The sequence below is a fragment of the Bradyrhizobium sp. AZCC 2176 genome, assembly GCF_036924645.1.
In the GTDB taxonomy this organism is placed as follows: Bacteria; Pseudomonadota; Alphaproteobacteria; order Rhizobiales; family Xanthobacteraceae; genus Bradyrhizobium.
This window is the reverse complement of the sequence record NZ_JAZHRX010000001.1, coordinates 3,095,555-3,113,786: the sequence shown is the minus strand read 5'-3', so window position 1 is coordinate 3,113,786 and position 18,232 is coordinate 3,095,555. Positions and strand designations below refer to the sequence as shown.

At 64.2% G+C, this 18,232-nt stretch carries 19 protein-coding genes, 1 tRNA gene and 1 pseudogene; 17 read left to right on the top strand and 4 right to left on the bottom strand.

The genetic code is table 11. The features are described from left to right. Positions 1–3: 3 nt before the first annotated feature. From V1288_RS14420 to V1288_RS14395, 6 genes and pseudogenes are all read left to right on the top strand, one after another. Positions 4–933 (top strand): hypothetical protein, encoded by a 930-nt coding sequence (locus V1288_RS14420; protein WP_334357660.1) that lies wholly within the window; start codon positions 4–6, stop codon positions 931–933. A 155-nt stretch (positions 934–1,088) separates the two neighbouring features. Continuing rightward, a pseudogene (locus V1288_RS14415) lies at positions 1,089–1,382 on the top strand (ArsR/SmtB family transcription factor); the annotation flags it as partial. Between the two features lie 767 nt (positions 1,383–2,149). After that, on the top strand, positions 2,150–2,389 hold the full coding sequence (locus V1288_RS14410; protein WP_334357659.1) for a hypothetical protein: 240 nt from the start codon (positions 2,150–2,152) through the stop codon (positions 2,387–2,389). A 558-nt stretch (positions 2,390–2,947) separates the two neighbouring features. Continuing rightward, entirely contained in the window at positions 2,948–3,571 is a 624-nt protein-coding gene (locus V1288_RS14405; RefSeq protein WP_334357658.1) for a methyltransferase family protein, read from the top strand. A gap of 136 nt (positions 3,572–3,707) precedes the next feature. Beyond that, positions 3,708–3,992 (top strand): GYD domain-containing protein, encoded by a 285-nt coding sequence (locus V1288_RS14400; protein ID WP_334357657.1) that lies wholly within the window; start codon positions 3,708–3,710, stop codon positions 3,990–3,992. A 506-nt stretch (positions 3,993–4,498) separates the two neighbouring features. After that, positions 4,499–4,876 (top strand): hypothetical protein, encoded by a 378-nt coding sequence (locus tag V1288_RS14395; protein WP_334357656.1) that lies wholly within the window; start codon positions 4,499–4,501, stop codon positions 4,874–4,876. Here V1288_RS14395 and V1288_RS14390 read toward each other — a convergent pair. Both V1288_RS14390 and V1288_RS14385 read right to left on the bottom strand, forming a co-directional pair. Then, positions 4,847–4,923: transfer RNA gene (locus tag V1288_RS14390), tRNA-Arg, on the bottom strand. The two genes, V1288_RS14395 and V1288_RS14390, sit on opposite strands and share 30 nt — an antisense overlap. A 187-nt stretch (positions 4,924–5,110) precedes the next feature. Continuing rightward, a complete protein-coding gene (locus tag V1288_RS14385; protein ID WP_334357655.1) occupies positions 5,111–6,586 on the bottom strand; it encodes a sensor histidine kinase in 1,476 nt (491 codons plus the stop codon). Between the two features lie 419 nt (positions 6,587–7,005). Between V1288_RS14385 and rpmH the strand changes: the two genes are divergently transcribed. The 11 genes from rpmH (at position 7,006) to dapE (ending at position 16,366) form a co-directional block, all read left to right on the top strand. Continuing rightward, a complete protein-coding gene (rpmH, locus tag V1288_RS14380) occupies positions 7,006–7,140 on the top strand; it encodes a 50S ribosomal protein L34 (protein WP_008542748.1) in 135 nt (44 codons plus the stop codon). Positions 7,141–7,165: 25 nt separating this feature from the next. After that, entirely contained in the window at positions 7,166–7,510 is a 345-nt protein-coding gene (rnpA, locus tag V1288_RS14375; RefSeq protein ID WP_334357654.1) for a ribonuclease P protein component, read from the top strand. Between the two features lie 20 nt (positions 7,511–7,530). Continuing rightward, a complete protein-coding gene (gene yidC, locus V1288_RS14370; RefSeq protein ID WP_334357653.1) occupies positions 7,531–9,390 on the top strand; it encodes a membrane protein insertase YidC in 1,860 nt (619 codons plus the stop codon). A gap of 135 nt (positions 9,391–9,525) precedes the next feature. Then, positions 9,526–10,176, top strand: a complete 651-nt coding sequence (gene yihA / locus V1288_RS14365; RefSeq protein ID WP_334357652.1) for a ribosome biogenesis GTP-binding protein YihA/YsxC — start codon at positions 9,526–9,528, stop codon at positions 10,174–10,176. After that, positions 10,176–10,547: a DUF423 domain-containing protein gene (locus tag V1288_RS14360; RefSeq protein WP_334357651.1), complete on the top strand. Its 372-nt coding sequence runs from the start codon at positions 10,176–10,178 to the stop codon at positions 10,545–10,547. The genes yihA and V1288_RS14360 overlap by 1 nt, the downstream gene beginning before the upstream one ends. A 177-nt stretch (positions 10,548–10,724) precedes the next feature. Further along, positions 10,725–11,621, top strand: coding sequence for an acetylglutamate kinase (gene argB / locus V1288_RS14355; RefSeq protein WP_334357650.1), 897 nt, complete (start codon positions 10,725–10,727; stop codon positions 11,619–11,621). A gap of 95 nt (positions 11,622–11,716) precedes the next feature. Then, complete coding sequence (locus V1288_RS14350) at positions 11,717–12,703, top strand: DUF1036 domain-containing protein (RefSeq protein WP_334357649.1); 987 nt, start codon at positions 11,717–11,719, stop codon at positions 12,701–12,703. Between the two features lie 64 nt (positions 12,704–12,767). Then, a complete protein-coding gene (locus V1288_RS14345) occupies positions 12,768–13,469 on the top strand; it encodes a pyrimidine 5'-nucleotidase (protein WP_334357648.1) in 702 nt (233 codons plus the stop codon). 203 nt (positions 13,470–13,672) lie between these two features. Next, positions 13,673–14,518, top strand: coding sequence for a 2,3,4,5-tetrahydropyridine-2,6-dicarboxylate N-succinyltransferase (gene dapD, locus V1288_RS14340; RefSeq protein ID WP_334357647.1), 846 nt, complete (start codon positions 13,673–13,675; stop codon positions 14,516–14,518). Between the two features lie 71 nt (positions 14,519–14,589). Further along, positions 14,590–15,207: a DUF805 domain-containing protein gene (locus tag V1288_RS14335; protein WP_334357646.1), complete on the top strand. Its 618-nt coding sequence runs from the start codon at positions 14,590–14,592 to the stop codon at positions 15,205–15,207. Then, entirely contained in the window at positions 15,200–16,366 is a 1,167-nt protein-coding gene (gene dapE, locus V1288_RS14330; RefSeq protein WP_334357645.1) for a succinyl-diaminopimelate desuccinylase, read from the top strand. The genes V1288_RS14335 and dapE overlap by 8 nt, the downstream gene beginning before the upstream one ends. 156 nt (positions 16,367–16,522) lie before the next feature. Here the strand turns inward: dapE and truA are convergent, their stop codons facing one another. Together truA and fmt are read right to left on the bottom strand one after the other, a co-directional pair. Next, positions 16,523–17,260 carry a tRNA pseudouridine(38-40) synthase TruA gene (gene truA / locus V1288_RS14325; RefSeq protein WP_334357644.1) on the bottom strand — a complete coding sequence of 246 codons (738 nt, stop codon included), beginning with the start codon at positions 17,258–17,260 and terminating at the stop codon, positions 16,523–16,525. Continuing rightward, positions 17,260–18,192: a methionyl-tRNA formyltransferase gene (fmt, locus tag V1288_RS14320; protein WP_334357643.1), complete on the bottom strand. Its 933-nt coding sequence runs from the start codon at positions 18,190–18,192 to the stop codon at positions 17,260–17,262. The genes truA and fmt overlap by 1 nt, the downstream gene beginning before the upstream one ends. Positions 18,193–18,232 lie beyond the last annotated feature (40 nt).

The following is an 18,232-nucleotide window of genomic DNA, read 5'->3' as shown; positions in this document are numbered from 1 at the left end:
GCCATGGCCGAATCCGAAAAGAACGCCCGCCGCTCCGACGAAGCCGAACGCAGCCGTCATATAGCGGCAACCGAGTCGGTGGCCTTCGCCACCATGTTGCTCGGCCTTCTCAACGATGCCGACACCGTGCTGCACCGCCTGGAGCACGAGGGGGACGCACGCGCGGCGGAATCGGCTGCCGTGCACGCGCTTCCGGCAGAGATCGCCCCGGCAGCGCTGACGCCGGCCGATCCGGAGCCGAACCATCAGGACCAGCATGCCGGCACGATCGGAACACCGACCGCCGACCTTTCGCCGACGGTCCACGCCGACACAACGGCAGCGACTCCGTCGCAGGATGCGGACGCGACCCTCGACCACAGGCCGGCAGGCGAAGTGCTAGCCACGAGTGCTTCATTCACATCGCCTCCTGCGCTGTCGGGCTTCAGCGCATCTACCGATCACGCGCCATCGGCAAGCGGGAGCACCACCCTGCAAACCGGCAGCATCGCGTCATCCTCTTTCGACCTCAGCTCATCCGTTCACAGTCTCGTCGATACCGTCACCGGCATCGTCGACACCGCGCTCACAACGGTGTCGGGCACGGTCGCGAGCCTGAGCGCCACGGTCGGGCAACTGACGTCGACAGCAACAGACACAGTTGGTCACCTCGTCGATGGTCTTACCGGCGCGGTGAGCGGCCTGCTGCATGACGCACCCGCCACAGGCCTGCTTGCGCCGCTGGCGACGGACCTTTCCGGACCGACATCCGGCGCCACGGATCTCTCCGGCGCCACCCAGCATGACGTCCCGCTGCTCGACACCGCGGGTGCGATCCCGACGTCGCTCCTGCACCCGATCCCGCTGCAACTCGGCTTTCTCGGCCAGCCGACGATGGACGGCCACGAGCCGCATGAAGGCGCCTTCTCGGCGCTGGGCGTGCATCATTTCTGAAGCCGCTGGCGTGCTCCTCGCGCTTGTCGCGATATACGAAGCAAAGCGATGGCCGATCGACTTTGCCGCGGCGCTGTGAAGAAGCACCCTTCAAAACAGCCTACCGGACCGGGTTGACTCCGCGAAACGCGTAAGTCTATACTTACGCGTAAGTGATGGCTTACACAACGAACGGCTGGACGGCGCTGGGTGATCCGACCCGGCGGGCGATCTTTGAGCGGCTGATCGGGCACCCCAGCGCGGTCGGCGAGCTCGCCCGCGCGCTGCCCGTCAGCCGGCCGGCGGTCTCGCAGCATCTGAAGGTGCTCAAGGACGCCGGTCTGGTCGTCGACAGACGAGCCGGCAAGCAGCGCATCTACGAGGTCGACCCCGATGGACTGGCAGCGCTTCGGGCCGAACTCGACCGCTTCTGGACCAAGACGCTTGCGGCCTACAAGACGGTCGTCGAGCAACCGAAGGAGGGAGATCCGATGAGTATCCAGGCAGCAGACACATCCGTGCGCATGTCGATCGTGGTCGAGGCTCCGATCGCGCGCGCATTCAAGGTCTTCACGGAGGACTTCGGCAGCTTCAAACCCGCCGAGCACAACCTGCTCAAGGTCGGGATCGCCGAAACCGTGTTCGAGCCGAAGGCCGGCGGCTTTCTCTACGACCGCGGGATTGACGGCAGCGTGTGCCGTTGGGCGCGGGTGCTGGCCTACGAGCCGCCCAGCCGGGTATTGCTGAGCTGGGACATCAGCCCGCGGTGGCAGATCGAGGACGACCCGCTGAAAACCAGCGAGTGGGAAGTACGCTTCATCGCCGAAACCCCGCAACGCACGCGGGTCGAGATCGAGCACCGCAATCTCGACCGCCACGGGGATGGCTGGCAAGGCGTCCGCGACGGCGTGGCCGGCGATCAGGGTTGGCCGCTCTACCTGCAGCGCTACGCCAAGCTGTTTGCGAGCGAGCGCTAACGACTGCGTCAGCCCGGCTGGCCGAGGCGACGACGACGCATCGCCTCGGCCACACACCGTCCTGGATCGGACGCAAGGAGTCCGCGACATTCACGAGTGGCGCGCCACAGCCGATGCAGAGGGACACTGCTCGGCCGTGAGCGCCGCAGCTATTTGCTGCGATGCACGGCGGGCTACGCCGTATGCACGCTAAGAGTCGGAACGGGGCGGCGCACGGACCGTTAATATTGCACTCTGTCACTATCCGAGAGGAGGTACCTATGAGGCGAAGTATCTTGGCACTCGCCGCGTTGGTAACGCTGACAGCGGGAGCAACGACGGCGGCAAACGCCGTTGAGTTTGGCGTTGGTCCGAACGGCGTCTACGTCGGCCCGGACCGGTATCGCCATCACGACGAGTATTACCGCGGCTACGGCTACCAGAACTGCCGGGTCGTCATCACCCATCGGACCAATCGCTTTGGCGAGGACGTCGTGGTCCGCAGGCGCATCTGCGATTGATAGCGATGGGTTGAGGGGCGCGCCCCTGCCTTCGGCAGTTGGCGGCCCCTTACTCCATAAGTTCGGATTCATCACCGGCGACCGTGCCGGGTGGAAATCCTCCCACCGTCGCCCCGCAACGGTGGGAGGAGAAAATCGCGAAAAATCGCGAGGTAGCGCAGCCGAAGCCTACAGGTCCGGCTGCCATCGTAGACGACCTCGCCGTGGCGTTGGTTTGCACGAGCGGGTCAGAATCAGGCTTCGGCAGTAGACGTTTGGATTGCGAGCGCGGCGCAAGCGCGGCCCTTTAGACCGTAGCCGAGAGGCCAGGCCTGCCTATCGCAAGACCTTGGCCACCCAAGCCCCACGCAGTTCGGGCATAGGGCTTTCACTAACGTTGGCAATCATAGCAGCGCTGAACAGCAACACAGCGAAGCTCAGCCCAAGCAGCTCGCCCCAATTCCAACTCATCGTATTCCTCCCTTGATCGATCCGGCTTGATGCGCAAGCGCGGACTTCATCTTTGGACTACCGCCGCAGGTGGCGAAGGTGCGGCCCACACCACAGCCGCGATTCAAGTTGGCAAACGCCGAATCGTTCCGTTCGCTGCTGGTCGGTCTTGATCCCGGGATCGAGGGACGGCGCGCCGGGATTGCCTGCGATTTTGCGCGATGCTTGCAAACGGGATTCGGCTGGCCACATCAAAAGGAGCGCAGGTTCACTGGTCCCGCCATGGCTGACACGGCAGATACCGCGAATGTGGTTGTCCGGCCGCCGATCGCATGGGCGCTCGCGGTGCTTGCCGGGCTCGCGCTCAACTGGCTCATGCCCTGGCCGTTCTTGCCGTCCGTGGTTTCTGCAGGCCGGCTCGGCACGATAGTCTTTGCCCTTGCGCTGGCACTGGTCGCGTGGGCGATCTTGACCATGACCCGGGCCGGCTCGAACGTGCCTACCAATCTGCCGACCACGACCATCGTGGAGACGGGCCCCTACCGCTTCACGCGCAACCCCATCTATCTAGGCATGGTGCTGGGGCTCATCGGCCTGGCTGTTGCCTTTGATAGCCTCTGGCTGCTGATGACGCTGGTGCCCTTCGCGCTTGTCATCCGCTACGGCGTGATCACCCGCGAGGAAGCCTATCTCGAGCGCAAGTTCGGGGACGTCTATCGCCGCTACCGCGCGCGGGTACGGCGCTGGGTGTAGGGCTTGCCGGCCAAGATATCGGGGCCGGCGAGTTCCCTACCTCGCGGTTCCCGCTACGCGGAACGGCATGGGCGCGGGCCGCCGGAGGGCGTATAATTGTATGGTTCTTCGCGCATGATCAAATATGGAGGTGGCCATGAAATACGTACTGCTTGGCAACCTGAGCCCGGAGTGGGCAAGCAAGCAATCTGAGCGGACCGGCAAGGCCAAGGCAAAGCTCGACAAGCTGGGCATCAAGATCGAGTCGATCCATTATACGCAGGGCTACTACGATTTCGTCGACATCGTCGATGCCCCGAATCAGGAGGCGATGCTCGCATTCTCCGTCTGGTACGCGGCCCAGGGCCTCGGGCGGATCCAAAGCATGCCGGCCTTCGACGCAAAGAGCTTCGAGACTGCCATCAAGGACGCGGCGAGCTAAGGGCCGGGTGGCTGCGACGCCCGGCTGCACATTCGAAGGCGCCTTCAGCAACAACGCATTCGAGCGTGTGCTCGGGCGGCCCCAAAGCGATATTGGGATGCGACAACACGTGCCCGTTGCTGCGCGATGTATATTGGTGGGCCGCTCTGGCGACCAATCCGATGCGAACGCCGCGCGGCCGGCTGCGCGCTCCGGCCGCATAATCCGGGATGCCCTGCGATTTTTCGCTACGCCTCGTGGGCGGCGTTCTTTCCGATTTCGCAGGTGGTCCGGGTGCCCTTCGATAGCGGCCCTCTCGATCAATCCGGGGGATCGACGTCATGTGCCAAAAGGGTGGGTCGCGAGCGAACGGGAGTCCTCCTCTCCCCGGCGATTGTCGCCGGCATGCCGCAGGGTTCGCAGTCTGATCATGATGAGGCCGTGAGCCCGTTGTTGGGCGGGGCCATGGGCGCTTTACAAATTGCGCGAGGGTGGAGCAGTGCCGCTGATTTGCTCGACGTGTCAAAATGTTTTCGCGGGATCGCTCAAAGCAGCCATGCAGGCGATCACCCGCTACTTTGCATGGGGTTGTTTTCGATATTTCAGTTCGGAGCGACAATCACGCCGGCCTTGCGCTGTCTTTCCTGATGATGATCGTGGTTGCGAACGGCAAATCCGACGCCGCGGCCCGCCTTCGTCCGGCGGCTGCGGCGCCGATCCGTCTGCGCATTCACTTCGCGCAAGCTGCGCCCAGCGCGTCGAGTGGACACGAAAGAGGTTCGCATCACGGGGTCGAGAAGCGCATTGCTGCGCGCGCTGATCGCTGCCTCAAGCGCAAAACAAAAGATTTTGGAGTGCCCAGTTTTGTATCGAAATGGCGCGCCCGAAGAGATTCGAACTCCTGACCCCCAGATTCGTAGTCTGGTGCTCTATCCAGCTGAGCTACGGGCGCGTTTTCGCTTGGCATTTGGGCTTTAAGAGACCCGGATGCGTCCGAATAAGGTCCGGACGGTCGCGAAAGAGCGCTTTAGCTACCCGCTCCGGCCCCGCTTTGCAAGGTCCGCCTGACGGGATCAGCCCATCCATTTCCGATGGTAAACTGGCCGCAAACCACCGCAAAACGCAGTCAAGGCCGCGCCTTACGCCCGCGCCCGCTCGTTGCGGACGCTTTGCAGTTCCACCGGCCGATCCGGGATCGAGATCCGGAAGGTGGCGCCGATGGTGCCTTCGACCAGGTGGATGGCGCCGCCATGAGCGCGCACCAGTTCGGCGGCGATCGCAAGGCCCAGCCCGCTGCCGCCGAGCCGGCCGGAGGTCTGGAACGCCTCGAACAGATGCTCGCGCGCCTTTGCCGGCACGCCCGGGCCGGTGTCGGACACCTCGATGATGGCGACCGAGCCTTCGCGGCGGCCGGTGATGCGGATCTGCAAGGTCGCGGCATCCCCCTTGGCGCTTTCCAGCGCTTGCGCCGCGTTGCGCACGAGGTTGAGCAGCACGCGAAACAACTGGTCGGGATCGGCGTCGATCGACAGCCCGCGCTCGATCGCACTGATCCAGGTGATCGAGGCGTCGGCGGCGAGGCCGGCGGATTCGCGCACCTCGGTCACCACGGGTTCGAGCTGGATCATGCGACGGTCGGGCTCGGCTTCCTGGGCGCGGCCGTAAGAGAGGGTCGACTGGCAGAAATCGATGGCGCGCTCCAGCGAGCGCATCAGTTTCGGCGCAAAGCGCTGCACCCGCGGATCCGGCACGCTGGCGAGCTGGTCCGACAGCAGTTGCGAGGACGCGAGAAGATTGCGCAGATCGTGGTTGATCTTCGACACCGCGAGACCGAGCGCGGCGAGCCGGCTCTTCTGCGACAGCATCGAGACGAGGTCGCGCTGCATGTCGGACAATTCGCGCTCGGCAACCCCGATCTCGTCGCCGCGATGGCTCGGCACGATGATGCGCGCCGCACTTTCCGGGTTTTCGTGGAAGCCGACGAGATTGGCCGTCAGCCGCCGCATCGGGCGGACGAACAGATAATGCAGCGCCAGATAGACCAGCCCCGCGGCGAGCATCGCGATCCCGAGCGAGACCAGCAGCAGATTGCTGGAAAAGCGGTACATCGCCTGCCGCAACGGCTTCTCATCGACCACCACCTCGATGAATTGTGCGCCACCGGGCGCGGGCCCGACCACGCGAATGGTCTGGTTGCCGGTGTCCAGCATGGTCTCAAAGGATTCGACGATCGCGGACCACACCGTCAGGGTCCGCAGGTCGATATCGCGGTCGATCGCCGCCGGCAGGTCGGCACTGGCAAGCAGCCGGCGCTGCTGCCCCATCTTGATGGCCACCGCCCGCGCACCCACGCTGGTCAGGATCTGCCGGGCCAACGAATCCGGCACCATGCCGAGCGGCGCGGCATCCAGCACCAGGGCGGCGGTGTTGGCCGCCGCGAGGCGGTCGTTCAGCCGGTTGGTCCAGAAATTCGCGATCGAAGGCACGTAGATCATCAAGAGCGCGATCATCACGAGCGGTATGGTCAGCAGCAAAAGCTTGCCGGACAGGCCGAGCCGACGCGGGCCCGTGCACCGTGGGGCTTGAGAGATCGGCTGGTCGTCGGTCGCTGACACGAATAGCTGCCTTGATATCTCTGCGTTTGGAGCCTGCCGGACCCAAGCCACCCCGGCCCGCCATGCTGGTGGTACCGTGATTCCAAAGATGCGTTTGGGCCACCCAGCGGTCAAATTACCGATCGCTAATGTCCGGACGTTCCGGTGGTCCGGGCGCGCCGCCGTCTTGCCCCTGAAAACCCCGCGAAAACAGATATATTCGCCCCAATTGCGACGTTTCAAAGAACGGCCGATGCGGCAACCCCTGACATTGACGAAAACAGGTCGCTCCCGTATAAGCCGCGCCAACTGTCCGCGATGGCCCGGTTCCACCGGGGGCGGCTCGTTTGGGCCGTAAGTGGCCCTTTTTCGGGCCGGCCCGCATCATCGGACGCACCTCAATCCAACAGGCAAATTGCCCGGTCAGCGGAGAACTACCCGTGAAGCGGACTTATCAACCCAGCAAACTGGTGCGCAAGCGCCGTCACGGCTTCCGCGCCCGTCTCGCCACCGCCGGCGGTCGCAAGGTTCTCGCCGCCCGCCGTGCGCGCGGCCGCAAGCGTCTGAGCGCCTGAGCCGGATCTTCCGGAGATTTCATTCATGGATCGGCTGAGGCAGCGGGCGGACTTTCTCGCCGTTGCCAATGGCACGCGGGCCAACAGCGCTGCCTTCGTGGTGCAGGGCCGCGCCCGCGACGATGGCGGCCCGATCCGGATCGGTTTCACCGTTACAAAAAAGAACGGTACCGCCACCGAGCGCAATCGCATCCGGCGCCGGCTTCGCGAACTCGTGAAGCGGCTGGACGTCATATCCATGCGAGCCCACCATGATTATGTCCTGGTAGGCCGCCGGGCCGCGCTCACCCGCGACTTCGCAACCATGCTCGACGATCTCCGCTCGGCGCTGCATCGCCTCGACCGGCAGCCGACCAAATTTCCGAATTGAATGGCGAGACCTCAAAAACGATGACCGACAATCGCAACACCATCCTCGCCGTCATTCTGTCCGGCCTTGTGCTGATCGCCTGGCAGTATTTCTACAACATGCCGCAGATGGAGCGGCAGCGCGCGCAAAGCCAGACCCAGGCCGAGATCAACAAGCCGGCGCCGCAGGCGACGCCGGGATCCACCACCCCGCAACCAGGCTCGGCGCCATCCGCCACCGCGCCAGCCGGCCAGCCGGGCGGGGCTGCGCCCGTCGTCAGCCGCGACGCCGCGATCGCGGCCTCACCCCGCATCAAGATCGAGACGCCGCGGATTTCCGGCAGCATCTCGCTGAAGGGCGCGCGCATCGACGACCTGTCGCTGGAGAAATTCCGCGATACCGTCGATCCCACCTCGCCCGCGATCATGCTGTTCTCGCCTTCGGGCACCGCTCATCCCTATTACGCGGAATTCGGCTGGGTGCCGGCGTCCGGCTCGACCGCGCGCATCCCTGACCAGAACACGATGTGGCAGCAGGAGGGCTCCGGCGCACTGTCGCCGAGCAATCCGGTGACACTGAAATATGACAATGGCGAAGGCCTTACCTTCCGCCGCACCATTGCGGTAGACGACCGCTATCTCTTCACGATCAAGGACGACGTCACCAATGTCGGCGCCGCGCCGGTAACCCTCTATCCGTTCGCGCTGATCTCGCGCCACGGCACGCCTGAGGTCTCGGGCTACTACATCCTGCATGAGGGCCTGATCGGCTATCTCGGCGACCAGGGCCTGCAGGAATACGGCTACAAGAAAATCGACGAAGCCAAATCGGTCGCTTTCAACGTCACCAATGGCTGGCTCGGCATCACGGACAAATACTGGGCGTCTGCACTGTTGCCGGATACCACCGCGAAGCTGCAGGCGCGATTCTCCTCTAATCAGGTCGGCACCAAGCACCACTACCAGACCGACTATCTGCAGGATCCGCAGACCATCGCGATTGGCGGCACCGGCAGCGCCAATGCGCGGCTGTTTGCGGGGGCCAAGGAAGCCAGCGTCGTCGGCATCAACTTCCCGCTGGCCGGCCATGGCGGCTACAACAAGCAACTCGGGCTGAACCATTTCGACCTGTTGATCGACTGGGGCTGGTTCTACTTCATCACCAAGCCGATGTTCTTGGCGCTCGACTATTTCTATCACCTAGTCGGCAATTTCGGCGTCTCGATTCTGCTGGTGACGGTGCTGGTGAAGCTGCTGTTCTTCCCGCTCGCCAATAAGTCCTACGCCTCGATGGCGAAGATGAAGTCGGTACAGCCGCAACTCGCCGCGCTGAAGGAGCGTTATCCGGACGACCGTCAGAAGCAGCAACAGGAGATGATGGAGATCTACCGCAAGGAGAAGATCAATCCGATCGCCGGCTGTCTTCCGGTAGCCCTGCAGATTCCGGTGTTCTTCTCGCTCTACAAGGTGCTGTTCGTCACCATCGAAATGCGCCACGCGCCGTTCTACGGCTGGATCAAGGATCTCTCGGCGCCCGACCCGACCACGATCTTCAACCTGTTCGGGCTGCTGCCGTTCGACCCGACGCATGTGCCGGTGCTCGGCGCCTACCTCGCGCTCGGCGTCTGGCCGATCATCATGGGCATCACGATGTGGTTCCAGATGAAGCTGAACCCGACGCCGCCGGATCCGACCCAGAAGATGATCTTCGACTGGATGCCGCTGATCTTCACCTTCATGCTGGCGGGCTTCCCGGCGGGGCTGGTGATCTACTGGGCCTGGAACAACCTGCTCTCGGTCGTGCAGCAGAGCTACATCATGCGCAAGAACGGCGTGAAAGTGGAGCTGTTCGACAATCTCAGGGCGACGTTCGTCTCGAAGAAGGCTGTAGAGAAGACGTGATGCCGTCATCCGAAACCTCGAGATTCCCCGATGCGCAATTGCGCATCTAAGGTCTGGTGCTGACGCACCATCCCGGAATGACGGATGAGCAAGCGCCGCGTTGCCCTACAATGACGGCCTGGAAAGAACCTTCGCATGACCGCCGAGACTGATGCGAAGCTGATCGAAGAGGGCCGAAAACTCTTCGCCGGCGACTGGAAGTTCGTCTGGGCCTCGCCCTCGATCGAAACGCTGCCGCCGATGGCCGGCATGGAAGTGGCGTTTGCCGGACGCTCCAATGTCGGCAAATCGAGCCTGATCAATGCGCTCACCGGCCGCAACGCGCTGGCGCGCACCTCGCATACGCCGGGCCGCACCCAGGAACTGATCTTCTTCGACGGCCCCGACAGCGCAGGCCTTCGGCTGGTCGACATGCCCGGCTACGGCTACGCCTCAGCGCCGAAGACCCAGGTCGCGTCCTGGACCAAGCTAATCCACCAATTCCTGCAGGGACGCGCCACGCTGGCACGGGTCTACGTCCTGATCGACGCGCGCCACGGCGTCAAGGATGTCGACCAGGACGTGCTCAAGACGCTGGATAAATCTGCCGTGAGCTATCAGGTGGTGCTGACCAAGGCGGACCAGGTGAAGACGGCCGAACTGGAGAAGAACATCGAACAAACCACGGCCGCGCTTGCCAAGCACCCGGCGGCGTTTCCGGACGTGCTGGTGACGTCGTCGCGCTCTGGCGCCGGGATGCCGGAACTGCGTGCCGCGATGGTGCGCCTGTTGCACGAGCGCGCCTGATGAGCCGCACGGGCCGCATCCTGATCGTGCTCGCTGGCATCATGGGCGCCGACGGCGTCATGCTGGCGGCCGCCTCCGCCCACGGCGCGGACGCATCGCGGCTGGCGTCGGCGTCGTCGATGCTGCTATTTCATGCCAGCGCTGTGCTCGGCGCTATCGCATTGGCCGAGCGCGGGATTGTCCGTGGCCACATTGGCATTGCGGCCGCCTTCGGCCTCGTCATCGGGGCATCCCTGTTCGCCGGCGACCTGACGCTGCGCCACTATGCCGGACATGGGCTGTTTCCTTTTGCCGCGCCGACCGGCGGGACATTGTTGATCGCGAGCTGGCTGGCGCTGGCGGTAGCTGCGGCCTGGCCGAAGCGGCGGTAAAATTCTGTAGCCCGGAAGGAGCAAAGCGAAATCCGGGAAAGCCGCATCAATTGACGGGACGGCCCGGATTTCGCTTCGCTTCATCCGGGCTGCAAACTCCGCAAATCCCCCACTTTGCGCCCTGCCCTCCAATCGGATAGAACCCGGCCCGACATCCGGAATGGCGAGACCCGCTTCATGACCTCAGCGCAAAATATCAGCCCGCTCGATCAGGCCCGCATCCTGTCGGAAGCGCTGCCGCACATGCAGCAATATGACGAGGAAACCATCGTCATCAAATATGGCGGCCATGCCATGGGCGCCGAGGAAACCGCAAAAGCCTTTGCGCGCGACATCGTGCTTTTGGAACAGACCGCGATCAATCCGGTAGTCGTGCATGGCGGCGGACCGCAGATCGCGACCATGCTCAAGCGGCTCGGCATCCAGTCTGAATTCGCCGCAGGGCTTCGTATCACCGATGCCGCCACCATCGAGATCGTCGAGATGGTGCTGGCGGGCTCCGTCAACAAGCAACTGGTCGGCTATATCAACGAAGCCGGCGGCAAGGCCGTCGGCCTCTCCGGCAAGGACGGCAACATGGTGAAGGCGTCGAAGACGTCGCGCACCATGGTCGACCCGGATTCGAACATCGAAAAGGCCGTCGATCTCGGCTTCGTCGGCGACCCCGACAAGGTCGATCTGACGCTGTTGAATCAATTGATCGGCTACGAGCTGATCCCGGTGCTGGCACCGCTCGCGACCTCGCATGACGGCCAGACGCTCAACATCAACGCCGACACCTTTGCCGGTGCCGTGGCCGGCGCACTGAAGGCGAAGCGGCTGTTGCTGCTGACCGACGTTCCCGGCGTGCTCGACAAGTCGAAAAAGCTGATACCGGAACTGTCGGTGAAGGATGCGCGAAAACTGATCGCCGACGGCACGATTTCCGGCGGCATGATCCCGAAGGTCGAGACCTGCATCTACGCGCTGGAACAGGGCGTGCAGGGCGTCGTCATCATCGACGGCAAGATGCGGCACGCGGTGCTGCTGGAATTGTTCACCAATCAGGGCACCGGCACGCTGATCCACAAGTGATGCATAAAGCGGCGACGCGGACAAAGGCCGTCATGGTCGGGCTTGACGAGGTGGGAGCATCGCGGCAGCCGCGTTCGACGCTAACGCGTTGTCTGATGTCCCTGCCGGCCGCGGCGATCTCGCTGTTCGTCTCCTCCCTGCCCGCGCTTGCCGACCTCAAACTCTGCAACCGCATGAGCTATGTGGTCGAGGCCGCGATCGGCATCGACGACAAGTCGGCGACGGCGACGCGGGGTTGGTTCCGGATCGATCCGGCCGCCTGCCGCGTCGTGCTGCAGGGCGCGCTGACCGCCGACCGCATCCTGTTGAATGCGCGCGCGCTCGGCGTCTACGGCGCTTCGCCGATCCCGCAGAACGGCAGCGACACGCTGTGCATCGCGCCGGAGAATTTCGTCATCGCCGCCGCCCGCCAATGCCGCGGCAACCAGACGCCTGCGCCCTTCACCCAGATCACGCCGACGCGGACCGACGACGGCAATCTCGTCGCCTATCTCGCCGAGGACTCCGAATATGACGATGAGCAGGCGCGGCTGGCCGGCATCCAGCGGCTGCTGGTGATCGCGGGCTATGACGCCGCTCCAATCGACGGCGTCGACGGGCCGAAGACGCAAGGAGCATTGAGCGCGTTCCTGAAGAGCCGCGGGCTCGCCGCTGATGTCGTGCAGTCGCAAAATTTCTTCACCACCATGATCGAGGCCGTGCAAAAGCCGTCCTCGACCGGACTGACATGGTGCAACGACACGCCGCACAAGATCATGGCGGCGGTCGCCACCGACGACGGCAAGTCGGTGACCAGCCGGGGCTGGTACCGCATCGATCCCGGCAAGTGCCTGCATCCCGACGTGACCGGCCAGCCCAAACAGGTCTACAGCTTTGCCGAAGCCGTCGACAGCGAAAACCGCGCCGTAAAATATAGGGACAGGCCGTTGAACTGGGGCGGCCCGAAAGAGCTCTGCACGCGCGAGAGCAAGTTCGAGGTATCGGAGCAGGGCGATTGCGGCACGCGCGGCCTTGCGCCGATCGGCTTTGCGCCGGTCGATATGTCAAGCGGCGGCAAGACGCTGCGATTTGCGATGCCGTGATGAGTCATAGTTCCATTGTCGTCCCTGCGAACGCGAACGCAGGGACGACGGGTTGAGACAGCAAATGAAAACCAATTCTCCCCGCGCCTTCAGCCACATCGACACCTGGGTGTTCGATCTTGACAACACGCTCTACCCGCACCACGTCAATCTGTGGCAGCAGGTCGACGCGCGGATCGGCGAGTTCATCAGCGCTTACTTGAAAATCTCCGCGGAAGAAGCCCGCGTGATCCAGAAGGATTATTATCGCCGCTACGGCACCAGCATGCGCGGCATGATGACCGAGCATGGCGTGCACGCCGACGATTATCTGGCCTACGTACACAAGATCGATCATTCGCCGCTGGAGCCGAACCCGGCGATGGGGGCGGCGATCGCAAAACTTCCCGGCCGCAAGCTGATCCTGACCAACGGCTCGACCGACCATGCCGGCGCGGTGCTGGCACGGCTTGGCATAACAGAACATTTCGAGGCGGTGTTCGACATCATCGCCGCCGAACTGGAACCGAAGCCGGCGCCGCAGACCTACGACAAATTCCTGCGCGTCCACGGCGTGGATCCCCTGAGGTCGGCGATGTTCGAGGATCTCGCCCGCAACCTCGTGGTGCCGCACCAACTCGGCATGACCACGGTGCTGGTGGTGCCCGACGGCGCCCAGGAAGTGGTGCGCGAGGACTGGGAGCTGGAAGGCCGCGATGCGGCTTACGTGGATCACGTGACGGATGATCTGACGGGATTTTTGCAGAAGTTGAGCGTCCGCGGATAACCATCTTCGTCGTCCCTGCGAAAAGCCGGGACCCATACGCCGCGGCGTCTCGAAAAGGGCACGCCCGCAGGCATCCCGTCCAACAATCCACACCTGTGGTTATGGGTCCCTGCGTGCGCAGGGACGACAGCGGAAGCTTGACTCTCACCTCCCAAATCCCGAAAAAGCCCGTCAACTTCGCCCGAAAGCCTAAGGAAATCCCGATGTCCCTGTCCGCGCTCGAATCCGCCGTCAACTCCGCCTTCGATGCCCGCGACGGCATTTCGACGTCGACCAAGGGCGAGGTTCGCGAGGCTGTCGATAGCGCGCTCGAACTGCTCGACAAGGGCGAGGCGCGGGTTGCCGAGCGCGAGGCCAGCGGCAAGTGGAAGGTCAATCAGTGGCTGAAGAAGGCGGTGCTGCTGTCGTTCCGCCTCAACGACATGAGCGCGATTCCCGGCGGCCCCGGCAAGGCCTCGTGGTGGGACAAGGTGCCCTCGAAGTTCGAGGGCTGGGGCGAGAATCGTTTTCGTGATGCGGGTTTTCGCGCCGTGCCGGGCGCGATCGTGCGCCGATCGGCCTTCATCGCCCGCAACGTCGTGCTGATGCCGTCCTTCGTTAATCTCGGCGCCTATGTCGATGAAGCAACCATGATCGACACCTGGTCCACCGTGGGAAGCTGCGCGCAGATCGGCAAGCGCGTGCATATTTCCGGCGGCGTCGGCATCGGCGGCGTGCTGGAGCCACTGCAGGCCGAGCCTGTGATCGTCGAGGACGACTGCTTCATCGGTGCGCGCTCGGAAGTCGCCGAAGGCGTAATCGTGCGCAAGGGCGCGGTGCTGGCGATGGGCGTGTTCCTCGGCGCCTCCACCAAGATCGTCGACCGCGAGACCGGCGAGACATTCATCGGCGAAGTTCCGGAATATTCGGTCGTGGTTCCCGGCGCGCTGCCCGGCAAGCCCTTGAAGAACGGCCAGCCCGGCCCGTCGACCGCCTGCGCCGTGATCGTCAAGCGCGTCGACGAGCGCACCCGCGCCAAGACCAGCATCAACGAGCTGCTGCGGGATTAATCGAACCGGGGACTTTCCCGCGCGACTAACGTACCGGACCGCGGGCTTTGCCGCCGTCCGGAGCGTTGCGCATGGACTGGACCTGGTACCTGTTCCGCTTTGACGGCCGCATCAACCGCGCCAAGTTGTGGCTCGCGGGGCTGGTCGTGTTGGGCTTGATGATGTCCGTGGGGCTGGTGATCGTTGCGATCCACAGCCTGTTCGGCGGTCCCGCATCCTTCCATTTCGGCGCCAGGGACCTCTTCAGGCTGGTGGATCCCGACGCGTATCGGTCCCTGACATTGGCCGACCTACCCCGGCTCTTGGTCAAGCTGTTCGGCACGTCGCTGCTGATGTGGGTCTATTTCGCGACTGCCTTCAAGAGGCTGCATGACCGCGATAAGAGCGGCTGGTGGATGGTGCCGTTCTTCGCGGTCCCCGGCCTCCACAATCAGTTTGCAGATCGGCTCCCCGATTCCTACGTCGACCTGCCGCTCGCCATCGTCGCGGCCGTGCTCTGCCTGTGGGGCTTCATCGAAATGTATTGCCTGAAGGGCTCGCGAAAGACCAACCGGTTCGGGCCTGACCCGCTGGCGCCGAAACCGCCACTCGATACGCGGCCGCCGTGGGACCAGCAGAGCGAGATCGAAATGGTGCCGCACAAGGCTGGCCCGCCGCCGGTTTGGCGTGTTAAGCCGGGCTATGAATGACGCCGTTTCCATTACCCGCGACCTGGTCCGCTGCCCGTCTGTTACCCCTGCCGATGCCGGCGCGCTCGGTGTCCTCGAACGGTTGCTGAAGGACGCCGGCTTCGAGGTGCATCGCGTCACCTTCGGCGAACCCGGCACATCAGATATCGATAACCTCTACGCCCGCATTGGGACTGAAGCGCCGCACATCACCTTTGCCGGTCATACCGACGTGGTGCCGCCCGGTGACGAGGCGGCCTGGACGCTCGGGGCGTTCTCGGGCGAGGTGAAGGACGGTTTCCTCTATGGCCGCGGCGCGGTCGACATGAAAGGCGGCATCGCCTGCAGCGTCGCCGCCGTGCTGCAATATCTCGCCGACAATGGCGGCAAGCCGCAAAAAAACGGCGGTGGCTCGATTTCGTTTTTGATCACCGGCGACGAAGAGGACATTTCGGTCAACGGCACCATCAAGCTTCTGAAGTGGTGCGCCGAGCGCGGCGAGAAATTCGATCATTGCGTGCTCGGTGAGCCCAGCAATGTCGAGGTCCTCGGCGACTGCATCAAGATCGGCCGCCGCGGCTCGCAATCCGGCACGCTCTATGTCGACGGCGTGCAGGGCCACGTCGCCTATCCGCACCGTGCAGCCAACCCGGTGCCGGATATTTCGCGGCTGATCGTGGCGCTCTCCGACGAGCCGCTCGATCACGGCAGCGCGCAATTCCAGGCTTCCAACCTCGAATTCACCTCCGTCGACGTCGGCAACACGGCGAGCAATGTGATCCCCGGTCAGGCGCGCGCCAAGTTCAACATCCGCTTCAACGACAACCACACGCAGGAGACGCTGCGCGCGCTGGTCGAGGAACGGCTGGCGAAAGCGTGCGGCAACCGCATCCGCGCCCGCATCGTGTGGGAATATTCCAACTCCAACGTGTTCGTCACAAAACCAGGCGCCTTCACCGATCTCGCGGTCGCCGCGATCGAGGAAGTCACCGGCCGCAAGCCGGAGCTTTCGACAAGCGGCGGCACCTCCGACGCGCGCTTCATCTCGAGCTATTGCCCGGTGATCGAATTCGGCCTGGTCGGCCAGACCATGCACCAGATCGACGAGCGCACGCCGGTGTCCGATCTGGAGAAGCTGACGCGGATTTATCGCGGGGTGTTGAATAGGTATTTTGGGTAGCTCTTCTCCCTCGCCCTGCTCTTGCGGGGAGAGGGTCGGGGTGAGGGGCTCTCTCGGCCGGCAGGATTCGTCGAGGGACCTGTACCCCCTCACCCGGATCGCAAGAGCGATCCGACCTCTCCCCGCAAGCGGGGCGAGGTAAAGGGAAGCCGCCGCCTAATACTCCACCCGCACCAGATACAATCCGTCCGGCGGCGCGACCGGGCCGCAGGCGGCGCGGTTGCGGGCGGCTAGCGCGGCGGCGAGGTCGTCGGCGGTCCAGCGGCCTTCGCCGACCCACACCAGGGAGCCGACCATCGAGCGCACCTGGCTGTGCAGGAACGAGCGCGCGGAAGTGAGGATCGACACCGCATCGCCCTCCCTGATGACGTCGAGTTGGTCGAGGGTCTTCTCCGGCGATTTCGCCTGACATTCGGTGTCGCGAAAGGTCGTGAAATCGTGCTTGCCCAGCAGCCGTTGCGCGGCGATGTGCATCGCGTCGGTGTCGAGATGCCGCGGCACCCGCCAGCTTCGGCCGATGTCGAGCGCGAGGTTGGCGCGATGGTTGGTGATGCGGTAGCGGTAGTGGCGTCTCTTGGCGGAGAAGCGCGCTTCGAAATCATCGGCGACGATTTCCGCCGACAGCACGCCGATCGGGTGCGGACGCAAATGCGCGTTCAGCCCGTCACGCAGGCGGCCCGGCGGGAACGGCTTTGCGATATCGCAATGCGCCACCTGCCCCAGCGCATGCACGCCGGCATCGGTGCGGCCCGAACCATGCACGCGCGCGGGCTCGCCGCAAATCGCCTTCACTGCGGCTTCCATCGCGCCCTGCACGGTCGGTGCGTTGTCCTGGATCTGCCAGCCGGAGAACGGCGTGCCGTCATATTCGATGATGAGTTTGTAGCGGGGCATCAGTCGAGCCGCGCCGGCGGCTTGAGCGGCGTGCCGCGCAAAAAGTCCGCGGCTTTCATCGGGGCCTTGCCGGCGCGCTGCAATTCCAGAATCCGGATCGCGCCGTCGCCGCAGGCAACCGTCAGGCTGTCGTCGAGCACCTCGCCCGGCACGCCGGAGCCTTTTGCCGGTTCGCAGCGCAGGACCTTGATGCGCGCCGGCTCGCCCTCGGTTGCGATCTCGCACCAGGCGCCGGGAAACGGCGACAGGCCGTGAATGTGCCGTAGCACTTCCCGCGCCGGCCGCTTCCAGTCGATCCGCGCCTCCGTCTTTTCGATCTTGGCGGCGTAGGTGACGCCGTCTTCGCTTTGCTTGCTGAGCTGCAGCCCGCCGCGCTCCAGCCCACCCATCGCGCGCACCATCAGGTCGGCGCCGAGCAGTGCAAGCGCGTCGTGCAAATCCGCGGCCGTCATGGTGTCCGTGATCGCCAGCCGCTCGGCCATCGCGACGTCGCCGGTATCGAGGCCGACATCCATCTTCATCACCATTACGCCGCTCTCGGCGTCGCCGGCCATGATGGCGCGGTTGATCGGGGCGGCACCACGCCAGCGCGGCAGCAGCGAGGCGTGCAGGTTGAAGCAGCCGAGCGGCGGCGCGTCCAGAATGGCCTGCGGCAGGATCATGCCGTAGGCAACGACGACGGCAGCATCGGCATGGTGGGCGCGAAACTCCTCGAGCGCTTCGGGGGTCTTCAATGTGCTTGGCGTCAGCACGGGAATGTCCAGCCGCCCCGCCTCCTGCTCGACCGGGGTCGGCTGCAGCTTCATGCCGCGCCCGGCCGGTTTTGGCGCACGGGTGTAGACGGCCACAATCTCATGGCCGTGCGCCACGAGTTCCAGCAGCGTCGGCACCGCGAAATCGGGCGTGCCCATGAAGATCAAGCGGAGTGGCATGAGGCTCGAAGTATCCCGAGGGGGTTCGATTTTACTCCGT

Excerpts from the sequence above, each read along its gene's own strand:
- V1288_RS14350 (WP_334357649.1), top strand. The coding sequence starts at position 11,717 with ATGTCCCTGCCGGCCGCGGCGATCTCGCTGTTCGTCTCCTCCCTGCCC.
- V1288_RS14400 (WP_334357657.1), top strand. The coding sequence starts at position 3,708 with ATGAAATACGTACTGCTTGGCAACCTGAGCCCGGAGTGGGCAAGCAAG.
- argB (WP_334357650.1), top strand. The coding sequence starts at position 10,725 with ATGACCTCAGCGCAAAATATCAGCCCGCTCGATCAGGCCCGCATCCTG.
- yihA (WP_334357652.1), top strand. The coding sequence starts at position 9,526 with ATGACCGCCGAGACTGATGCGAAGCTGATCGAAGAGGGCCGAAAACTC.
- V1288_RS14360 (WP_334357651.1), top strand. The coding sequence starts at position 10,176 with ATGAGCCGCACGGGCCGCATCCTGATCGTGCTCGCTGGCATCATGGGC.
- truA (WP_334357644.1), bottom strand. The coding sequence starts at position 17,260 with ATGCCCCGCTACAAACTCATCATCGAATATGACGGCACGCCGTTCTCC.
- V1288_RS14395 (WP_334357656.1), top strand. The coding sequence starts at position 4,499 with ATGTTTTCGCGGGATCGCTCAAAGCAGCCATGCAGGCGATCACCCGCT.
- fmt (WP_334357643.1), bottom strand. The coding sequence starts at position 18,192 with ATGCCACTCCGCTTGATCTTCATGGGCACGCCCGATTTCGCGGTGCCG.
- dapD (WP_334357647.1), top strand. The coding sequence starts at position 13,673 with ATGTCCCTGTCCGCGCTCGAATCCGCCGTCAACTCCGCCTTCGATGCC.
- rnpA (WP_334357654.1), top strand. The coding sequence starts at position 7,166 with ATGGATCGGCTGAGGCAGCGGGCGGACTTTCTCGCCGTTGCCAATGGC.
- V1288_RS14410 (WP_334357659.1), top strand. The coding sequence starts at position 2,150 with ATGAGGCGAAGTATCTTGGCACTCGCCGCGTTGGTAACGCTGACAGCG.
- yidC (WP_334357653.1), top strand. The coding sequence starts at position 7,531 with ATGACCGACAATCGCAACACCATCCTCGCCGTCATTCTGTCCGGCCTT.
- V1288_RS14335 (WP_334357646.1), top strand. The coding sequence starts at position 14,590 with ATGGACTGGACCTGGTACCTGTTCCGCTTTGACGGCCGCATCAACCGC.
- V1288_RS14420 (WP_334357660.1), top strand. The coding sequence starts at position 4 with ATGGCCGAATCCGAAAAGAACGCCCGCCGCTCCGACGAAGCCGAACGC.
- dapE (WP_334357645.1), top strand. The coding sequence starts at position 15,200 with ATGAATGACGCCGTTTCCATTACCCGCGACCTGGTCCGCTGCCCGTCT.
- V1288_RS14345 (WP_334357648.1), top strand. The coding sequence starts at position 12,768 with ATGAAAACCAATTCTCCCCGCGCCTTCAGCCACATCGACACCTGGGTG.